Origin of the sequence: Caballeronia novacaledonica, from assembly GCF_900258035.1 — a bacterium.
Classification (GTDB): domain Bacteria; phylum Pseudomonadota; class Gammaproteobacteria; order Burkholderiales; family Burkholderiaceae; genus Caballeronia; species Caballeronia novacaledonica.
The window spans coordinates 1-18,516 of record NZ_OGTP01000040.1 but is presented as its reverse complement, the minus strand read 5'-3'; the positions used below and the strand labels follow the sequence as shown (position 1 = coordinate 18,516).

At 68.4% G+C, this 18,516-nt stretch carries 13 protein-coding genes; 4 read left to right on the top strand and 9 right to left on the bottom strand.

All coding sequences use genetic code 11. The annotated features are described in order from the left end of the window. The first annotated feature begins 30 nt into the window (after positions 1 to 30). Positions 31 to 864, top strand: coding sequence for a class I SAM-dependent methyltransferase (locus NOV72_RS30805; RefSeq protein ID WP_106858292.1), 834 nt, complete (start codon positions 31 to 33; stop codon positions 862 to 864). Then, positions 861 to 1,037 (top strand): hypothetical protein, encoded by a 177-nt coding sequence (locus NOV72_RS32505; protein WP_181291202.1) that lies wholly within the window; start codon positions 861 to 863, stop codon positions 1,035 to 1,037. Before NOV72_RS30805 ends, NOV72_RS32505 begins: the two co-directional genes overlap by 4 nt. 60 nt (positions 1,038 to 1,097) lie before the next feature. On the opposite strand, the gene NOV72_RS30800 is transcribed toward NOV72_RS32505, so the two are convergent. Then, a complete protein-coding gene (locus tag NOV72_RS30800) occupies positions 1,098 to 1,862 on the bottom strand; it encodes a hypothetical protein (RefSeq protein WP_106858291.1) in 765 nt (254 codons plus the stop codon). Positions 1,863 to 2,095: 233 nt separating this feature from the next. Between NOV72_RS30800 and NOV72_RS30795 the strand changes: the two genes are divergently transcribed. Beyond that, on the top strand, positions 2,096 to 3,871 hold the full coding sequence (locus NOV72_RS30795; RefSeq protein WP_106858290.1) for an ATP-binding response regulator: 1,776 nt from the start codon (positions 2,096 to 2,098) through the stop codon (positions 3,869 to 3,871). A gap of 14 nt (positions 3,872 to 3,885) precedes the next feature. Here the strand turns inward: NOV72_RS30795 and NOV72_RS30790 are convergent, their stop codons facing one another. From NOV72_RS30790 to tssJ, 8 genes are all read right to left on the bottom strand, one after another. After that, positions 3,886 to 4,590 (bottom strand): response regulator transcription factor, encoded by a 705-nt coding sequence (locus tag NOV72_RS30790; RefSeq protein WP_106858289.1) that lies wholly within the window; start codon positions 4,588 to 4,590, stop codon positions 3,886 to 3,888. Between the two features lie 36 nt (positions 4,591 to 4,626). Then, entirely contained in the window at positions 4,627 to 6,393 is a 1,767-nt protein-coding gene (gene mltA / locus NOV72_RS30785; RefSeq protein ID WP_245933224.1) for a murein transglycosylase A, read from the bottom strand. 56 nt (positions 6,394 to 6,449) lie between these two features. Next, positions 6,450 to 8,291 (bottom strand): serine/threonine protein kinase, encoded by a 1,842-nt coding sequence (locus NOV72_RS30780; protein WP_106858288.1) that lies wholly within the window; start codon positions 8,289 to 8,291, stop codon positions 6,450 to 6,452. After that, entirely contained in the window at positions 8,288 to 9,052 is a 765-nt protein-coding gene (gene tagF, locus NOV72_RS30775) for a type VI secretion system-associated protein TagF (RefSeq protein WP_106858287.1), read from the bottom strand. Before tagF ends, NOV72_RS30780 begins: the two co-directional genes overlap by 4 nt. Further along, positions 9,049 to 12,678: a type VI secretion system membrane subunit TssM gene (gene tssM / locus NOV72_RS30770; protein ID WP_106858286.1), complete on the bottom strand. Its 3,630-nt coding sequence runs from the start codon at positions 12,676 to 12,678 to the stop codon at positions 9,049 to 9,051. Before tssM ends, tagF begins: the two co-directional genes overlap by 4 nt. Before the next feature lies 1 nt (position 12,679). Further along, the gene (locus NOV72_RS30765) at positions 12,680 to 13,996 is read right to left on the bottom strand and encodes a DotU family type VI secretion system protein (RefSeq protein ID WP_106858285.1); all 1,317 of its coding nucleotides are present in this window, start codon (positions 13,994 to 13,996) and stop codon (positions 12,680 to 12,682) included. A 23-nt stretch (positions 13,997 to 14,019) separates the two neighbouring features. After that, entirely contained in the window at positions 14,020 to 15,360 is a 1,341-nt protein-coding gene (tssK, locus tag NOV72_RS30760) for a type VI secretion system baseplate subunit TssK (protein WP_106858284.1), read from the bottom strand. Positions 15,361 to 15,433: 73 nt separating this feature from the next. Beyond that, positions 15,434 to 15,928, bottom strand: a complete 495-nt coding sequence (gene tssJ / locus NOV72_RS30755; RefSeq protein ID WP_106858283.1) for a type VI secretion system lipoprotein TssJ — start codon at positions 15,926 to 15,928, stop codon at positions 15,434 to 15,436. Positions 15,929 to 16,084: 156 nt separating this feature from the next. Here tssJ and NOV72_RS30750 point away from each other — a divergent pair, with 156 nt between their 5' ends. Then, the gene (locus NOV72_RS30750; RefSeq protein WP_245933223.1) at positions 16,085 to 18,286 is read left to right on the top strand and encodes a CHAT domain-containing protein; all 2,202 of its coding nucleotides are present in this window, start codon (positions 16,085 to 16,087) and stop codon (positions 18,284 to 18,286) included. Positions 18,287 to 18,516 lie beyond the last annotated feature (230 nt).

Genomic DNA, 18,516 nt, shown 5'->3' with positions numbered 1-18,516 from the left:
GCTGCCATCTTGTCTATCAGGAGTCATGTCATGTACGCAGCCGATACCGCATTTTCGCCCGCCGCCGATCTCGCCGCCGTCAAGGTCCGTCAGCAAGCCGCCTGGTCGACGGGCAACTATGCCGTCGTTGGCACGACGTTGCAGATCGTCGGAGAGAATCTTTGCGAGGCGCTCGACTTGCGCTCCGGCAGCCGCGTCCTCGATGTCGCCGCGGGCAATGGCAACGCGACGCTCGCCGCCGCCCGACGCTATTGCGATGTCATGTCCACCGACTACGTTTCCTCGCTGCTCGACGCGGGCCGCGCGCGCGCCGAAGCCGAAGGGCTCGCCGTGCAGTTCCAGGAAGCGGATGCCGAAGCACTGCCTTTTGCGGATGCGTCGTTCGATGTGGTGATGTCGACGTTTGGCGTGATGTTCACGCCGAATCAGGAGCAGGCGGCGAGCGAACTCATGCGCGTGTGCAGGCCCGGCGGAAAGATCGGGCTCGCGAACTGGACGCCGGAGAGTTTCATCGGACAGGTCTTCAAGACGATCGGCAAATACATTACGCCGCCGGCGGGCGTGAAGTCACCGGCGCTGTGGGGCACGGAGCCGCGTATCGCGGAACTGCTGGGCGGCGGGGCCGCGCGCATCGGCACGACGAAGCGCGAATTCGTGTTCCGTTACCGGTCGGCGGAGCATTTCGTCGATGTATTCCGTACCTACTATGGCCCGATGAACAAGGCGTTCGCCGCGCTCGAAGGCGAGCGGCAAGCTGCGTTTCTCGGTGAACTGATGGCGCTCATCGAGAGCCGCAATCGCTCCGGCGATCAAACGCTCGTGTTGCCTAGTGAATATCTCGAAGTCGTGGTGGAAAGGAAATGATCCCGTTCAAACATATGATCGGCGTTGCCCTGGACGCCGGGTCGCGCCTGCGCTTTCTGCTCTGTTTTGCAGGGCTTCGGTACGGATCGGTGGCGATGGGTTTGCCGTTGTTGTCGTCCGTTTGCTTCTTCGCGTTTCGATTTGCGCTGTCACGGCTCGGCGTGGCGGTTTGAAATGCGCCGCGACGGCCGACCGTACCGCCACGGTCGGCCGCGATGCGAAGCGTGCGCCGCTCACGCAGGCACGCTCTGACTCGACTCCACCGCCAGCAGATTGAGCACGAGCAGAATGGCGGACTGATTCTCCGCGCTGATCGCGATGCCGAGCACGCCGCCGATCCATCGGCCGATCTTCGTCGCGGCGAAATCCGCGCTTTGCGCCGACTTCTTGAGCGTGACGCCGAGCCTCACCGCCCGATAGTGGTACGAAGGGATGTGATGCCGCGTCGCCAGCCCGAAGAGGCCGCCTTTGTCGCCCGAACACCAGCCGAGCGTGCCCGCGAGCACGAGTTGCTCGTATTTGTCGAGATCGTCGATGAAGGCGCGCGCGAGACGCCGCACGCGCGCTTCGTCGAGCCCGTATTGCATCAGCACGGATTCGACCGGATCGTCGACGGCGTGCGCGCGCTCGTCGACTTGCTGCACGATGCCGTCGAGCTCCATCGACACGTCGCGCTGATAGCTCGCGCTGCGCAAGCAATCGATCAGAAAGCGCCTGAAATACGTGCATACGGCGTAGCCGCTCGACGGCGCGCTCTGCTCGCTCGCGTGCGATTCGCCGTGTCCCGGTTCGAGCCGCAGCACTTTCGAATAGATGAACTGCGCGACCAGTTCCTCCTTGTCCTCCTTGAGCGACTGCAGCTCGGGCGGATGATAGCTGCGCAACGCACCCTTCACGAGCTTGTAGATGGACGCCATTTCGTCCTGCGACAGTTGCGTGCGCCTGCGCCACAGGTCGGTGAGCATCGAAGGCGCGCCCGTCTCGGGGACGGGAATCATTGTCAAGGTCTCCACGTTGTCAATCCCCTCAGATAGGTGGCAACGTGATGAGTATGGTTTTCTCCTATGGAACGACCAATATGGAATTAGTCATATCCGTTGACTAAACTTTTGGGTAAACCGGTCAAGCAGAGGACCAGTGGAATCGCGCGAGCGGCCGGGCCGCCGCAGCCTCGCCACGTCCGCCTGATGCCTGACGTCACCCGAAGCAAACAACGCACAAAGGATGACCGATGCAAGGCGATCGTGAGCATGGCGAGATCGACGAGGATCTCGCGAACGCGCTCTACGCGGCGGATCCCGTCGCGTTCATCGCGCACGCGTGTTCCATTGCGCTGCTGGGCGCGTCCTGTCTGCCGGACGCGCGTCCGGGGCAGCCCGTGTTCTGGTGCATGATTTTTTATGGCATTGCGAACTGTTTCGCGATTTGTCTCTGGCACTGGCGACAGCGCGATCCGCTGCGTTTCGATGCCCGCCGCTGGATCCGTCTGCACGCGTTGCGCAACGTGCTGCTGCACGCGGCGCCCGGCATCGCCATCTGTTTCGCGTTCCGAAGCGAATCGGCCGCGCTCGTCGCCGCGCAGGCCGTTCTGCTCGTCACGCTGGCCGCGCTCGCTTTCGTTTCGAACGGACTGAATCTGCTCAACCTGTCGGGCGCGGTGCTCACGCTGCTTCTGCCCGTCACGGTCATGAGCCTGACCTGGCCCGATCACGGCCGCTTCGAGCTGGGCGTCGTGCTCGCGGTGTTCGTCGCCGCCGTGCACGTGTTCGGGTCGCAGTATCGCGGACTCTTTCGGGGCATCGTCGAGGCGCGCTTGCATCAGGAGCGGCAGGCGGAAACCATCGCCATTCAGAAAAGCGTGATCGAGGAAGCGAGCCGTGCGAAGACGCGCTTTTTCGCGGCCGCGAGTCATGACCTGCGCCAGCCGCTGCACGCGATCGGACTGCTCGCGCAGGCGCTCAGCGAAAGCGGCGCCAGCGCGCAGGAACGCGATGAAGCCGCGCAGCACATCATCGCCAATGTCGAGGCGTTGAATCAGCTCTTCAATCAGGTGCTGGATCTCGCGCGCATCGAAAGCGGCGTGACGCAGGTCATTCCGCAGCACTTCCGGCTTTCCGAACTGCTCGCGCGCATCGACCGGCAATTCCGGCCCGCCGCCGCCGAGAAAGGGCTGGCGCTGCGCATCGCGCCCACGCGGTGCGTCGCGTTCACGGACCCTGTGCTGCTCGAACGCGTGATCGGCAATCTGGTGTCGAACGCCGTGCGATACACCGAGCGCGGCTCGATCTGGATCGGCGTGCGGCACGGCTGCGATCCCGAGCGCTGTCATGTCGAAGTGCGCGATTCGGGCATCGGCATCGAGTCGCACGAGCATGCGCTGGTTTTCGAGGACTTCTATCAGGCGCCGCTGCCGCAGCATGGCGCACGCCAGGGTCACGGTCTCGGGCTCGCGACGGTGCGGCGTCTCACGCGCCTGCTCGGCGGCGAACCGACGCTGCGCTCGGAGCCCGGCCGCGGCACGACCATTCGCGTGCCGGTCCGCTTCGGCGATGCGAGCCTCATCACGTCGAGCCTGTGCGCGCCGCCGTCGGCGGGCGGATGCATCGAAGGACGCCGCATTCTGTGCGTCGACGACGATCCCGCGAATCTCGACGCGCTCGGCGCGCTGCTGACGCGCTGGGGCTGCATCGTGCGCGGCTGCCGCGACGAACTGGCCGCCGTGCGCGCGATCTCCGACGGCTTCGTGCCCGACGCGCTCTTGTGCGACTACCAGATCGATCGCCACGAGACCGGCGCCGAGGTGCTTCAGGCGGTGCGCGAAGCGTTGCGGCGGCGCGGCCACGGCAAGCCGGTGAGCGTCGTGATTACCGGCGACATGGCGTCGCCCGGACTCGCGGCGCTCGCGGCCGAAGGCTTGCCGATCCTGCACAAGCCGGTGACGCCGACGCGCCTGCGCCGCACGCTCGACATGCTGCTCCAGCCGCACGGGCAAGACGAGGCGGCGTGAGCCGCGCGCATCGCTCAGAGCGTGCGTCCGCCTTGCAGCCAGCCGTTGATGAGCGCGATCGCCGACGACCGGTTATGCACGCCGAGCGCGCGAAAGATCACGGAGAGATGCACTTTCACCGTGCCTTCGGCCACTTGCAGTTCGCGCGCGATCATCTTGTTCGTGCAGCCGCGATGCACGAGCCGCATGATTTCGCGCTGGCGCGGCGACAGGTTTTCCATCAAATGTAGATGATGCGGCGCGAGCGCGGCCGTTGCATGCGTGATGGGACGCGCGCGCTCGGCGGCGCTCTGGCGGGCGAGCCGCGCGGGCGTCGGGTCGATGAGGCTCAGCGCTTCGATCGGCACATACGCGCCGCCGGACAGCACGAGCTCGATCGCCTTGACCATCACGTTGGCCGGCTCGCGCTTGGGCACGAAGCCGAGCGCGCCGGCGGCGAGCACGGCGCGCATCTCGTCGACGGATTCTTCCGCCGACAGCACCACGAGCGGCAACGCCGGATTCGCCTTCAATAGCGCCGTCAGCGACGACGCGCTCGCCATGCCGGACATATGCAGATCGACGATCGCGAGATCGTGGTTCGCTTCCGGGCGCGCGGCGGCGGCGAGCGTTTCCCAAGTGTCGGCTTCGTCGAACTGCGCGTCGGGATCGATTCCGCGCAACAGCGACTTGACGGCCTGGCGGATCAGTTCGTGGTCATCGGCGACGAGAAACCTCATGTTCTCTCCCGCTAGGACGCGTTCAGCGCGCGCTTCTCATTGTGTATCGTCGACGCACAGCTCCGGATCGCTCACGACGCAATCGGCGCTCGGCATCATGGGTCCGCCGCGCACGCGCACGCCGGTTTCTTTCGCGGAAATCCGGAGTCCTTTGGGCAAGAGCACCCACATCTGCGCGGGCTGCTTCATCCGGCTCGCCTGCTGCTGCGCCTGCGGCCCGGTGCCGAAGAAGTAATCGGCGCGCACGGCGCCGCGTATCGCGCCGCCCGCGTCCTGCGCCATCAGAAGACGCGTGACGGAGCCGCCCGAACCCTCGCTCGCGTTGATGAAAACCGGCGCGCCGAGCGGCGTCGTGCGCGGATCGATGGCCGCCGAGCGTCCCGCGGAAAGCGGCACGCCGAGTGCGCCGATAGGGCCGGCGGGCGAATCGGGGATCGTGCGGAAGAACACGTAGCTCGGGTCCGACGCCGCGAAGGTATAGCCGATCGGCGCGGCGCCCGCGAGCGACGGCGCGGGCGCAGGCGCGGCGGACGAACCCGCCGATGGCGCGCTCACGCGCGACGGATGCGCGGCGGCGCTCTTCGCGAGATTGAAGCCGCGCAGCAGCGGCGATTCGGGCGCGGACCCGGCGTCGCCGTTCGACGCGGCGGGAGCCGGGTCTTGCGCGCCGCGCAATAGCGAGGACTGGGGCGCTTCGTCGGCATTATTTTGGGTGTTCTGCGTGCTCACGGTGCCTTCTTCCAGATCGATCTCGACGCCCCGCACCAGAATTTTGCGACCCTTCGTTCCCGCACTCGCGATCGGCGGATTGAACGCGAAACCGTTCTGCTCTGCATAGGCGAGCCGGATGACGGTTTTGCCGTCCGGCAGCACGATCTTTCCGGCGCCCTGTAACTGCATAGAATAGAGCATCGCGGGGTCTTCCACATAGGCGAGAACGGGCGCCTTGCTCAAACCCCGCTCGATCTCCGCGCGGGAGTAGTAGGGCACGATATCCGCGCCGTCGCGGCGCAGTCTCAGCTTCTTGTCGCGGATGTCCGGCATCGTGTCGCCGACGCGCAGCGTGTAAGTCTTGCCGCTCATCGACACGGTGGAAAGCGGCACGACATTGCGCCCTTCGATGCGCGCCGGAACGGGCGTCCCGCGCGCGCCCGGCGGCAGACGCCGCGCGTCGAGGAACAGCATGTCGGTCGGCACGCCATAGACGGGATAGACGAACGGCGGGCGCCGCTCCCGGCTGCCCTTCAGGATCGGCTCGTAATAGCCGGTCAGCACGCCGCGCGCGGACTTGTCGACGTTGCGTATCTGATAGACCGTAAAGTTGTCCTCAAAGAAGCGGCGGATGGCGGCGCTGTTCGTCGCGGCGATATTGCGCGACGCCGCGCACGGCGCGGCCCACGCCGGCTTGCCGCCCAGCACGCCGCAACTGCGCCGGAACGCGTCCCAGGATTCGGCGACGTTGTCGGCGCCCCAGCCGGGCAGGCTCGAAAAGGGCACGGGCGTGTAGAGCGCGTTCTTCGTCGCGAAAGGCGTCGCCTTGTCGACGATCGATGCCGACGGGCTCGCCGGCATCGGATTCGCGATGCCGGGCTCGGGGCCAATCGTGCTGACCATGCGCGCGTCGTCGTCGTTCGGCGATGACGTCATCGACGCGGGCCGGTCGTCTCGCGCGACGGGCGCGGGCGGCGTGCCCGCGCATCCGGCGAGCGCCACGGCCACGAACATGGCGAGCGCGGCGCGCGGACGCGCCGGCGCGCGTGCGTCGCCGCAAGTGATCGACAGCCGCTTCGTTCGTGTCGCCATGATGCCCTCGTCTCGCGGCCGAAGCGCCGGATGCCTGGTCTTCGGAGGTGATGCCGCTATTTAGACGAACGGACGACGTCGATTTTGAACGCCGCCGCGCCGTATGCGACGGGGCACGACGCGGCCTTCTCGTCGCACGACGGTTTGCCCGCGAAGGGCGACGCCGTGAGCGTGCGCTGCGTGGCGGCCGCATGCTGCGCCTCGGCCGAGAGACTGGCGAACACGGCGTCGTGCGCGAAGTCGAGCGCCGAAAAGTCGCGCGGCGCCGCCGATACGATCGCGATGAAATGGTTTTCGCCGACCGGCTCGCCCGCCTGCATCGGCCAGCCCGGACGCGGCAGCACGAGACGCTTCTTGCGGGTGATGCGGTTGTCGCGGTCGAGCGCGTTCGGGAACAGTTGCAAATACTGATTCGCCGGATCGACGACGAACACGTACACGTAACCGTCGCGATTGCTCGTGAGCGCGAAGCGCAGCAAATCCTTGTCGACGACGGCGCGCGCAACCGGCACGTCCACCGTCACATCGAACGATGGATCGGCAAGCGAAACAATGCGCGCGAATTCGCCGTCGGGCGTGAACGGCGGCAGCGCGGGCGGCGGCGGGACGACCGCCGATGCAGCTTTCTCAGGCTCGGCGACCGTCGCCGAGGCCGCCACGCTCGCCGCGCTTGCCGCGCTCGCGACGTGATCGGATGCCGTTCGATGCGGCGTGAACTTCGGCGCGAGCCAGCCGAGCGTGCCCGCCGCCGCGAGCAGGCACGCCGCGCCGATCATCCAGCCGACGCGCCTGCGCCCCGCCGATGCGCCCGCGCGGCTCCTGGCGCGCGAATCGGGCGCGTCGTCGAGCGCGATGCCAAGCTCTGCGGCGAATTGCCGGTCGGTCTGCGGCCGATGCGCGGGCGAAACCGCGAGCGCATGATCGATCGCCTTCAGAAATCGATCCGAATAGCGGCCCGCGGCGAGTTTCGCGAGCGGCTGATAGCTGTCCTTCACCACGCGCCCGACCGATGGCGGCGGCGTTCGCCCGGAGATCGCGAAATACACGAGCGCGGCGAGCGCGTAATGATCCGTCCACGGCCCGTGCCGCAGCGACGGCACTTCGGCGTACTGCTCGATCGGCGCATAGCCCGGCTTGAGGATCACCGTGAGCGCCTGCGTCATGTCGCCGATCACGCGCCGCGCCGCGCCGAAGTCGAGCAGCACGGGCCGGTGACTGCCTTCCAGAAGGATGATGTTGTCCGGCGCGATATCGCGATGAAAACAGTCGGACGCGTGCAGCACCGCGAGCGCGTCGAGCAGCGGAGTGAGCAGCGCGCGCAACCAGACTTCGTCGGGCGGCTTTTTCATCGCCTTGAGCGTGTCCTTGAGCGTCACGCCCCTGTAGTAGGGCATCGCCATGTAGGCGGTGCCGTTGGCTTCCCAGAAGCGATACACCTTCACGAGCGACTGATGATCGAAACGCGCGAGCAGCCGCGCCTCGTCGTTGATGAAGCTCTTGAGCCCGGCGCGGAACATCGGCTCGTAGCGTTCCGACTTGACCTGCACCTGCGTGACGCCGACGCGCGACGCGAGCGCCGCCGGCATGTATTCCTTCACCGCGACGTAGCGATCGAGCGACGTATCGAAAGCCAGATAGACGATGCCGAAGCCGCCTTCGCCGATGAGCCGCACGATCTCGAATTCGCCGAGCCGCGTGCCGGGCGGCAGGACGCTGTGCATCGGCGGCGCGCCGGGCGTGCCGGTTTCCGCCATCGCCGGTTTGGCGGGCGACGGCACGCGCGCGCCGCTGACGATCACCGTCTTGTCCTCGGCGGCGTCGCCAGGATTGGTTTCGGTCTTGCCGGCGTTGCCGGTCGTGCCGCCGTCCTCGCCCGGGAGCCTGCCTGTCGCGTTCATGACCCGCAGTCCCGCAGCAGTGTGGTGAAGAGCGCCGTGTCGGGCAGGCCGTACACGGGCCAGATGGTGAACGGGCGCGGCGTCGCGTCCTGTTCTTCCTCCGCATCGTTCGAAACGGGCGCGCTCTGCGCCGATGTCCACATGCTCATGCCGTAGACCTCCGTCTGCCAGACGGGCGCGAACGTGCGGGCGAGCGCGTCGGGCAGCGTCGCGGCGGACTGCACGATCCACGGCTCCTGCAACACGGCGGCGCGCGTGCCGGCGTGCGCTGCCTGCGATACCGGCTGCGGCACCGGCAGCGTCGCGAGCTGCGCGTCGAGCCGCTCGATGCTGTGATCGAAATCGAGCGCGGCGAGCGCCACGCTTTCTATCGCCGAGAGCCATTGCCAGAGCGCCGCGACTTCGCCGCCCGTCGATGGCGCCGCCGGCATCGACGCCGCGATCGTCAACGGAAAATGCCGCCCGACGCGATCCACCGAGGCCATCACGACGCCCGTCCAGCACGCCCCGAGCGTCGGCGCGATGGCGCCCGGCATCGCGAAGAAGCGCCACACCGGGCACGTGAGATAGAGCGCGAGCCATTCGTCGCCGAGCGCGAGCTGCGTTTCCGCGACGCGCTGCGCGAGCCACGCGTCCCACGGCGCGACGAATGCGTCGGAGAGCCGGCGCGCCGCGAAATCGCCGAGCGAGGGCAGCTTGCCGTACCAGCCTGCGATCGCCGCGCCGTCGTCCGCGAGCGCGACGCCATCCGCGTCGTTCATAGGCGCTCCGGACAGGAGAACGCGCGCAGGTCGGCGAGCCGGAACGGATTCTCGACGCTGTTCGCCGTCACTTCGAAGCGCGTCTTGCGCCCTTCGACATCGAACGTGACGATGAAGCGCTCCGGCTGTTCGGTCGGCTGCACGTCGAGCCGGTCGAACATGCGAAAGAGCGCCCACGGTCCTTCGAACACCAGATTGCGCGCGCCGCTCGTCGGCGGCGGCGTCAGTTGCAGGCTCACGCGTTGCGAGCCGCGCGTGCCGGGCCACTGGATGGCGGTCGCGATCTGCGGGCCGTGCGCGTAGGTGAGCACCTGGCCGTCGACATCGAGCGTGAAGGAGAGAATCGTCGGGTCCATGTCGAGCGGCTTGAACTGCAACGCGAGCGCGGGCGTTTTGCCGCCGGCGCGGAAGAACACGCCGCGGATCGTCGCCGCGCGCTCGAACTGCGCGAGCCCGGCCGGGCTGATCTGCGTCGCCGACGAATCCGACTTCTTGAACGCCCACGGTTTCGCGGACACATCGACGTCCGGCGCGAGGTTCTTCTGGAAGAAATCGTCGAACTTGCCGCCCGGCGCGAAGAGCGTGGCGAAATCCTCGGGAAGCACGTCGCGCCCGGAGTCCGGATTGAACGGATAACGTCCGCTCACCGCGCGATTGCAGAACGCCGAAATCGACTCCTTCAGATCCGCCGACAGATTCACGCGCCGCGCCTGCTGCGCCTGCCCCGCGCCCTGGCTGCCGAGATCGAGCAGCGCGGTGCGGATCGGCTCGGGCATGCGCGGAGCGAGCGCGCGCAGCTTCGCGGGCGCGTCGGATGGCGGCGGCGCGGTCTTCTGCTGCAAGGCTTCGTCGGTGGCGCTGAGATAGATGTAGACGTCGTTGATGACGGCGAGCGTCTGCGTGATCGGCGCGGGCTGCCCCGCGCCCGGACTCGTGACGAGCGCGCGCAGGCCGGTGAACCGGTCATCGACGATGCTTTCGAGCTGCGCGCCCGGCGCGACCGGCGCGATCTGCGTGGGATCGGACCCGCGAATGACCTTCAGCAGCTTTTCGCGCGCGGCGCCGAGCTTGTCGTTGGCGCGATCGACGACGGTCGTTTCGCCTTCCGGCTTCGCGCCGAGCGTCGTTTCGCGCGACGCCGCCTTCGAAAGCGCGGCGAGCGGCGAGTCGGGCGCGGAGAGAATGCGCGCGATCTGCGTCGATTGCGTGAGCGTATCCGCGTGCACGATGCGGATGTCGTTCAGGAATTCCGTCCAGATGCGCGCGTAGTCCTGGAGATAGAGCAGCCGCACGTCTTCGGTGAGGCGCTGCATCGCCGCCGGATCGCCGCGCGGCAGGCCGCTTTGATCGCGGATGCCGAGCACCCACGGCTCTTCGGCGGCGAGTTGCGCGGCGGTTTCATCGACGGCTTTCAGAAACGCCTTGCGATAGCCGTCGAACGAATAGAGCCCCGGCACGCCGCGCGTGAGCGGCGCGCCGCTTGCCCGCGTGAAGACGAGCGACGCGTTCGGCCCGCCCGCGTGCGCGACCGTGAACTCCGGATAATCCGCGCCCACGCCTTGCTGCTTCACGCGCCCGTACACGCGCTGCGCAAGCGTGCTCGCGGCGAGCATGCCGCGCAGATGCGCGACGAGACGCTCGTCGAACGGCAGATTCGGATGCACGACGCCGCGCGCGAAAAGCGCGTCGAGATGACCGGCGAGCGCGGCGCGTTCCTCGTTGCCGACTTCGCGCGGCAGCGACCGGTCCCAGTCGGTGAGAATCCACGCCTTGAGCGCGTCGGCATCCTGATGATCGGGCTGATTCAGCATCAGATACGCCTTGAGCGCTTCGTACGCGTAACCGGGATTCGCCGGGCTCGCGCTGCGCGCCTGCTCTTCGATGCGCGCCGCGAGCTTCGGCAGGAACAGATCGGTCAGAAGGCGATCGTATGCGCCCGTCGCGCCGGCATCGAGCTTCGCGCCTTGCCACAGGCCCCATTGCATCGCGATGGGCGGATGCGCGGCATCGACCTGCGGCGTCGAGGCGAGATGGCGCACCGCCGACAAGAGCGGCAGCAGCGCGACGAGATTCGTGCCCGCCGCCGATGTCCCCGCGACCGCTTCCTTCGCCGCGCGCGCGCTGTGATCGACATTCGCGACGTAGGCGCGATTGCGCAGATAGCTCGTGCCCCAGAGCGCGAGCACGCCGACCGTCACGGCGGCGATCGCCGCATAGGCGCCGAGCCGCCAGCCATGCCGCCTGCGCGCCCATTGCAGGTTCGATCCGGCGAGCCCCTGTTCGGCGAACACGACCTGCGTCAGAAGCCGCTCGATGAAATAACTGCGCCCGCTCGACGGACGCGGCGGCTGCACGCCGCGCTCGATGCCGAACGCGCGCGCAAGCGAGCCGAGCACGCGATCGATCGGCGTGCCTTCCTGCGTGCCGCTCGTGAAGTAGACGCCGCGCAGAAGCGGCATGTCCTCGTGCTTCGACTGCACGAAGGTCGCGCGGAGCGCATCGGCGAGCACCGGCTTCAACGCCGCGAACTGCTGCGGAAAACCCATGATCGCCGCGCGCTGCGCGAGGCCGCTCTCGGCGTTCAGCCGATCCGGCAGACGCGCGACGAGCCGCGCTTCGAGCGCGTCGAGCTCGGTGTCGATATGCGCGCGCAAATCGGCATCGGTCAACGCCTGCTTCGGATCGAAAGGGAACGTGAAGCCGAAGACCTGCGCGCGCTCTTCCTTCGGCATGTCCGCGAAAAATTCCGTGAAGCCCGCGAGCAGGTCCGTCTTGGTGACGAGCACGTAGACGGGAAAGCGCGTGCCGAACGCCTTCGTCAGCTCGCGCATGCGGGCGCGCAGGATCGCCGCCGTTTCGTCGGTGCTCGCGGGCGTCGCGGCGAGCAGGTCGGGGACGGCGAGCGTCAGCAGCACGCCGTTGATCGGCTGGCGCGGGCGCGTCTTCTTCAGCAGCGCGAGAAAGCCCTGCCACGCGGTCTGGTCGGTGTCGCGGTCGCTTTCGTGCGTCGTGTAGCGGCCGGCCGTGTCGATGAGCACGGCTTCGTCGGTGAACCACCAGTCGCAATTGCGCGTGCCGCCGACGCCGCGAATCCGGTCCGTGCCGAACCGTTCGGCGAGCGGAAAGCGCAAGCCCGAATGCACGAGCGCCGTGGTTTTGCCCGCGCCCGGCGCGCCGATGAACATGTACCACGGCAACTGATACAGATATTGCCGGCCCGAGAGCGTGACCCAGTCGCGCCAGCCGGGTTTTCCGCCGGACGCGGTGATGCGCGCGTCGCGGAGCACGGCGAGCGCTTCGTCGAAACGCTTGCCGAGTGTCGCGACTTCCGCTTCGCCGGCGCTCGGCGTCGCGGCGTCGCGGCGCGGCGCTTCGCGAGGCGCCGCGAGTCCCGCCGACAATGCCGCCTGCGTGCGCCGCGCGCGCCACGCCGCCCAGACCCGCCGCAGCACCAGCAAAAGCGCGACGCAGCCGATCGCGACGAAGCGCGCCGTCGTCGATTCGAGCGGATACGTGCGCGCGAACGACACGAGCGGCCCGGCGATCCAGATCGCGCCCGAGACGAGCAGCAAGCCGACCAGGAGCAGCAGCACCGGATGAAAGAGGATCGCGAAGAGCTTTTTCATGTCAGCTTCCCGGCTTCGCGAACAGCGTCACCTCGACGCGCCGGTTGCGCGCGCGGCCGGCGGGCGAATCGTTCGGCGCGACGGGATCGGCGTCGCCCTTGCCTTCGGCCGTCAGGCGCTCGGGGGCGACGGCGGCGGCGAGCAGATCGCGCACGTTCGCCGCGCGTTCCTGCGAGAGCTCCCAGTTCGACGGAAAGCGCGCCGAGCGGATCGGCCGGTCGTCCGTGTGGCCCGTCACGAGCACCTTGCCCGGCACCGCCTTCAGCGCCGCCGCGATGCGCCCGATCAGCGGCCGCGTCTCCCCGGCGATCTCGGCGCTGCCGGGACGAAAGAGGTTGTCGCCGTGAAGCGTGACGACGGAGCGGTCGACGCGGTCATCGACGGCGACGAGGCCATCGCGAATCTCCTGCGCGAGGAATTCGGCGAGACGCGGCCGCGCCGCCTGCGTGACGACGAGCGGACGCTGCGCGCCCGCGCGGATCGATGCGAGCGTATCGAACGCCGGGTCGGACGCGCGGCCGAGCTGGAAGCTCATCGCGAGCCACGCGGCGGCGAGCAGCAGCAGCGCGAATGCGCCGACGACCCACACCGGCAGCACGTCGGTCGTGCGGCGGCGCGCCGTCGGCACGCCTTGCCAGTGCGGCGACAATGCGCGCTCGGGCTCGCCGCGCTCCTTGCGGATCAGTTGATGCAGCCGCGCGCGGATCGCGTCGAGCGTCTGCCTGCCTTGCGCCGCCACGCGATAGCGTCCCTCGAAGCCAAGCGCCAGCACCATGCTCGCCAGCTCCAGCAAGTGCAGATGCTGCGCGGGCTTCTGCGCGAGCCGCGCGAGCAACTGGAAGACTTTTTCGCCGCCCCACGCCTCGTTGTGAAAGGTCACGAGCAGGCTTTGCCGCGCCCAGACGCCCGCGCCCCACGGCGTGCCGGAAGCGGCTTCGTCGAGCATCGTGCAGACGATGTAGCGCGCCGCCGTCACCTGTTCCGCCGCGATGCCGTTGGTGCGCGCCTCGTCCTCGAAACGGCGCACGCCCGCCGCGAGCGAATCGCGCAGCGCGGCGGGATCGGCGCAGGCGCTCATCGTGCGGATGCGCGGCGCGAGCTGCAACAGCGGCGCGCACGCGGCGACGAGCGAATTGACCGCGCCGCCGCCCGCGAAGGCGGCATCGAACGCGCGCTGCTCCGAACCGGCCGGCGCGCCCGCCGCGAACGCGCCTTCCGTGTTGCCGCCGCCCGCGCCGCGGCGCCGCGCGCCGGGATTGGGCTTGATCATCGTCTGGTCGGATTCGAAGCCTGCGAAGGGATCGTCGTCGTTCGTCATGTCGTTCGATGTGCTCGTTGTCGTCAATGACGGATCGCCCAGAATTCCAGTTCGAGCGCGGGAAAGTCGCCGGCGATGTACATCGCCAGATTGCCGGTCTGCTCCAGCTCCTTCCACAACTCGCCGCCGCGATCCAGTTCGAAGTACGAAAAGCCCGCGTGAAACGGAATCTGGCGCGGCGCGACCGGCAGCGCGCGCAATCCGATGCCCGGCAGCGCGAGATTCACGAGATCGCGCAGCTTCTCGGCGGGCGCGACTTTCACCTGCGTCGGGAAGCGCGTGCGCAGCGCCTCGCCGGGCATCTGCGCGTTCGCGGCGAGCACGAAGCCCGCGCTGCGCACGAGCTCCAGATCGTTGATGAGCGCGACGCGCACGCCCGGCTTGCGGCTCTGCAATTCGATCGCGACGGCATCCGGCTCGCGCACGATGCCGATGAGTTGCCGCACGTCGCGCATGAGCGGCTCGAACGACGCGGCGAGATCGTCGTGGCGATAGGGCGGATACGCGAGCACGCGGCGGCGCTCGTCGAAGGCGGCGAGATCGCCGGCGAGCGCGAGCGTCGTCTGATACAGGCGTTCGGGATGCAGAAGCGGCACCTGCAGCAGATGCGCGTATTGCGGCTCGAAGCGATTGAGCGTCTGGAGCAGCAGAAAATCGGCGATTTCCGCGACGCCGCCGCGCCCCGGATTCGCGAGGCGGCTCGCGAGCCGGTCCGCGTGCTGATGCACGAGACCCGCGAGTTCCTGCGCGTAGCCGAAGAGGCGCGGGTCGGCGTGCGCGTGGAGCATCGGCGCAATGTAGGCCGGATCGAGCAGCACGCGATTGTCCGCGCGCCGTTCGAGCACGCGCGCGAGGCCGATGGTCGCGAAGGCGTCGGTGGCGTCGCGCGCGAGCATGAGCCGCAGGTTCGGCGCGCCGACGCGGATCTGCGCGACGCGATCCGTGCTCGTCGTCACGTCGGCGACGGATGTGTCGGTCGTGCGAAAGCGCAGTCCGTCGACGCTGCCGTCGATATGGCCGTCGGCGTCGAACTCCTTCGCGCCGGCGCGCGCGAGCGGCAGCGCGAGCAGCACGATTTCGTCGCGCGTGCCGGCGGGAATGTCGAGCGGCGGCGGCGCGGGCGCGTCGTCCGGAAAGGAGAACGCGGTGCCGTCCGGCAGCACGCCGAACGCCGACGCGAGCGCGATCTTGCCGAGCCCGAGCGCGATTTCGTCGAGCATCACGGCGGCCCAGCCCCACGACCACGCCTCGGTCGCGCGCGCATGCGAGCGCACGAGATGCTCGATGAAGCGGTCGTGCTGCTGAAAATGCTGGGGTTCGAGGAACAGCCCCTCGGACCAGATCATGCGTTGATGCCAGGTCATGGTGCCTCGCGTCCGCGTGGGCTCGATGCTCAGAGAACGATTCAGCGCGGCCGATTTGCAAAGCGGCGCGTCGTCACTTCTTCTTTGCCGGCGGCGGCGCGGGCTGCGCGGCGATCGATACATCGGCGGCATCGATGCGCACGGTCAGCAGCGTCGTCTGATTCGCCGGCACCGGCGCGCTCGCGCGCCAACGCGAGCGTTCGATATCGCGATACGCCGCCACGACCGCGACGAACTTCGTGCCCGGCTGCACCGTCTGCTCGACGCTGCGGCTGTCGCCGGGCCTGAGCATGTATTCGTTCTTCGCGTTGAGATCGCCGCCGAGCGTCGCCTGATCCTTGCCGTAGAGCGTGAAGAAGTCGGCGGCGTCGAAGGCGGCGGTCGTCTTCAGTTCGTACACGCGCACGACGACCGGCGACGGACGCCCGGCGTGATCGGGATTCACGCCCGCGAGCGCATTCACGCTTATGCGCACGATCGTCGGCGCGGGCGGCGGTGGCGGCGACTTGCAGGCGACGAGCGCGAAGGCACAGATGAGCGCGGCGCACAGGCGTGAGGTGTCCATCATCGAAGCGCGGTTCCTGGGTGACTTCGGACACAGCAGCAGACGAACGAAACCGCCGCGCTTTTCAAAACCGTCGCGGTGTTTCGTCTAGTGAGGGCACCGCGCCGGCAGCACGCCGGTTGCGCCGGTGCGAGGCGACGGTCTTCGAGGAGCGCATTCGTGAAACCGATCGAGCGGATCGCGCCGGCCCGCATTGCGGCCGGTGCTCGCGCGCCAAGCGGCGCGGCATGGCGGCTTGGCGCCGCGCTCGCGCTGCTCGCGGCGCTTGCGGTTGCCACGCCGGGCGCGCGCGGTCAGACGGCGCAGAAAGCGCCGCCCGCCCGCGACGAAGCCCTCACGCCCGCCGCGCGCCAGGCCGAAGCCCGCGTGCGCGATGCGGAGACCATCGCGACGCTGTCGCAGGAAGGACGGCTTCTGCTTGCGCGCGATCAGGTCAAGCTCGACGGCTACGCGTACTGCAGCATGTCGGTGGCGGCGGCCGAGCGCGGCGATTTCCGGCAGAGCATCGAGGCGGCGTCGCGGGCGCTCGTCGTCGCGCGTCAGACGGACAACGCGAACCTCGCCGCGCTGTCGCGCCGCGATCTCGCCATCGCCTACAGCTACGCCGGCGATCTCGACGACGCCGAGCGCTACGCGAAGGAAGCCATCGCCGCCGGAGAGAAGAGTCCCGAGCAGGTGCTCGCACCCGCGCACAAGGTGCTCGGCGATATCGCGGCGCGGCGCGGCGATCCGGCCGGCGCGCTCACGGAATATCGCGCGGCGCTCGCGGCGGCCTCGGAGCGGTATCGGCCGATGGTGCTGCTCTCGATCACCAACGCGCAGATCGCCACCGGCGATGCGGCGGGCGCGCGCGCGACCTTCGGGCAAACGAGCGGCGTGGAGAAGACCTTGCTCGCGCCGTTGTACAGGCGCATCGAGGGTAATCTGCTGCTCGCCGAAAACAAGCCGCAGGCGGCGCTCGACGCGTTCATCGCGAGCGCGACGAAAGGCGGCACGGACGCGAGCTACGACAATCTGTGGGCGCACGAAGGCATGGGCCGCGCGTATCTCGCGCTCGGCGACCGACGCAAGGCGCGCGAAGCGTGGCTCGCCGCACTCGACGATTCCGAGACCATCCGCGCGCGCTTTCGCAGCGACGAATTCAAGACCGGCCTCTTCTCCGATACGCAGACGGTCTTCGAGGAAACGATCGCGCTCGTGGTCGAGGACGGCGACTATCCGCTCGCCTGGTCGCTCTCCGAGAAAAGCCGCAGCCGCGCGCTGCTCGACGTCGTGCGCAACCGGCTCGCGGCCAACGTCGACGAGACGCAACTGAACGGCCGCGCGCTCTCGCTCGACGACGTGCGCGGCGCGCTGAATCCCGGCGAGGCGATCGTCGAATATCACGGCCTCGCCGACAGGATGATCGCGTGGGTCGTGCGCCGCGACGGCATTCAGGGCTTCACGCTGCCGATTCCGCGCAAGGACATGACGCTCGCCGTCGGCGATTTCCGCACGGCGATCATCCGCGGCCGTCCGCAGGCGCTCACCTACGGCGCAAAACTCGACGCGCTGCTCGTCGCGCCGCTCGGCCTGCGTCCGAACGAGCGGCTCGTCATCGTGCCCAACGGCGCGCTGCACTACATGCCGTTCCAGGCGCTCAGGAATGCACAGGGATTCATGATCCAGCGGCACGCGCTCGCGCTCGCGCCGTCGGCGAGCGTCGCGGTGCAACTGGTGCGGCGGCAGCAGCGCATCGCGAGCAATCTCGTCGCGTTCGGCAATCCGCGTATCGCGCCGGAATTCGATCTGCCCGGCGCCGAGGCCGAAGTCCGCGCCATCGGGCCGCTTTTCGCCCGACGCGAGACCTTCGTGCAGGGCGACGTCACGCGCAAGACCTTCAGCGACAACGCGCCGGAAGGCCGCATCGTGCACGTGGCGACGCACGCGCAGGCCGACACCATCGACCCGTTGCATTCGCGCGTCTTGCTCGCGCCCGCGAAGCAGCCCGCCGACGGCCCCGATCCGATGCTCGCGCAGGACATCTACAACCTGAAGTTCGATTCGGTCGCGCTCGTCACCTTGTCGGCGTGCGAAACGGCGCTCGGGCGCATCGAGCGCGGCGACGAAATCATGGGCTTCACGCGCGCGTTCTTCTACGCGGGCGCATCGGCGCTGCTCGTTTCGATGTGGCCCGTCTCCGATGAATCCACCGCGCTCACGATGCGCACGTTCTACGGCTCGCTCACGAAGGGCGAGGAAGCCATCGACGCGATGCGCGACGCGCAGCTCGCCGTGCTCGCCGAGAGCCGGTTCGCGCATCCGTTCTACTGGGCGCCCTTCGACCTGATGGGCAACTGGCGGCTTTCGGTCGCGCGTTGATCGACGATGTAACCGGCTTCGCCCGATGAGGATGCAGCAGTGAAAGACGTCATGAAATCCAAAGCCTTCTTTCTGGCGCGCGCGGCGGGCGTAAGCGTGGTGTGCGGCGGCGCGCTCACCGCGTGGGCGCAACAGGTGCCGCTGCCGGGCACGGCGCAGGTGCCGAGCGCGGGGACGCTGCTCAACGAGCAGCCGCGCCCGTCCACGGCCGCGCCGCCGCCCGGCGGCAC

What these genes read in the sequence shown, in the direction of transcription:
- NOV72_RS32505 (WP_181291202.1), top strand. Translation starts at nt 861, where the DNA reads ATGATCCCGTTCAAACATATGATCGGCGTTGCCCTGGACGCCGGGTCG.
- tssJ (WP_106858283.1), bottom strand. Translation starts at nt 15,928, where the DNA reads ATGATGGACACCTCACGCCTGTGCGCCGCGCTCATCTGTGCCTTCGCG.
- mltA (WP_245933224.1), bottom strand. Translation starts at nt 6,393, where the DNA reads ATGGCGACACGAACGAAGCGGCTGTCGATCACTTGCGGCGACGCACGC.
- NOV72_RS30765 (WP_106858285.1), bottom strand. Translation starts at nt 13,996, where the DNA reads ATGACGAACGACGACGATCCCTTCGCAGGCTTCGAATCCGACCAGACG.
- NOV72_RS30780 (WP_106858288.1), bottom strand. Translation starts at nt 8,291, where the DNA reads ATGAACGCGACAGGCAGGCTCCCGGGCGAGGACGGCGGCACGACCGGC.
- tssM (WP_106858286.1), bottom strand. Translation starts at nt 12,678, where the DNA reads ATGAAAAAGCTCTTCGCGATCCTCTTTCATCCGGTGCTGCTGCTCCTG.
- NOV72_RS30805 (WP_106858292.1), top strand. Translation starts at nt 31, where the DNA reads ATGTACGCAGCCGATACCGCATTTTCGCCCGCCGCCGATCTCGCCGCC.
- NOV72_RS30790 (WP_106858289.1), bottom strand. Translation starts at nt 4,590, where the DNA reads ATGAGGTTTCTCGTCGCCGATGACCACGAACTGATCCGCCAGGCCGTC.
- tagF (WP_106858287.1), bottom strand. Translation starts at nt 9,052, where the DNA reads ATGAACGACGCGGATGGCGTCGCGCTCGCGGACGACGGCGCGGCGATC.
- NOV72_RS30795 (WP_106858290.1), top strand. Translation starts at nt 2,096, where the DNA reads ATGCAAGGCGATCGTGAGCATGGCGAGATCGACGAGGATCTCGCGAAC.
- tssK (WP_106858284.1), bottom strand. Translation starts at nt 15,360, where the DNA reads ATGACCTGGCATCAACGCATGATCTGGTCCGAGGGGCTGTTCCTCGAA.
- NOV72_RS30800 (WP_106858291.1), bottom strand. Translation starts at nt 1,862, where the DNA reads ATGATTCCCGTCCCCGAGACGGGCGCGCCTTCGATGCTCACCGACCTG.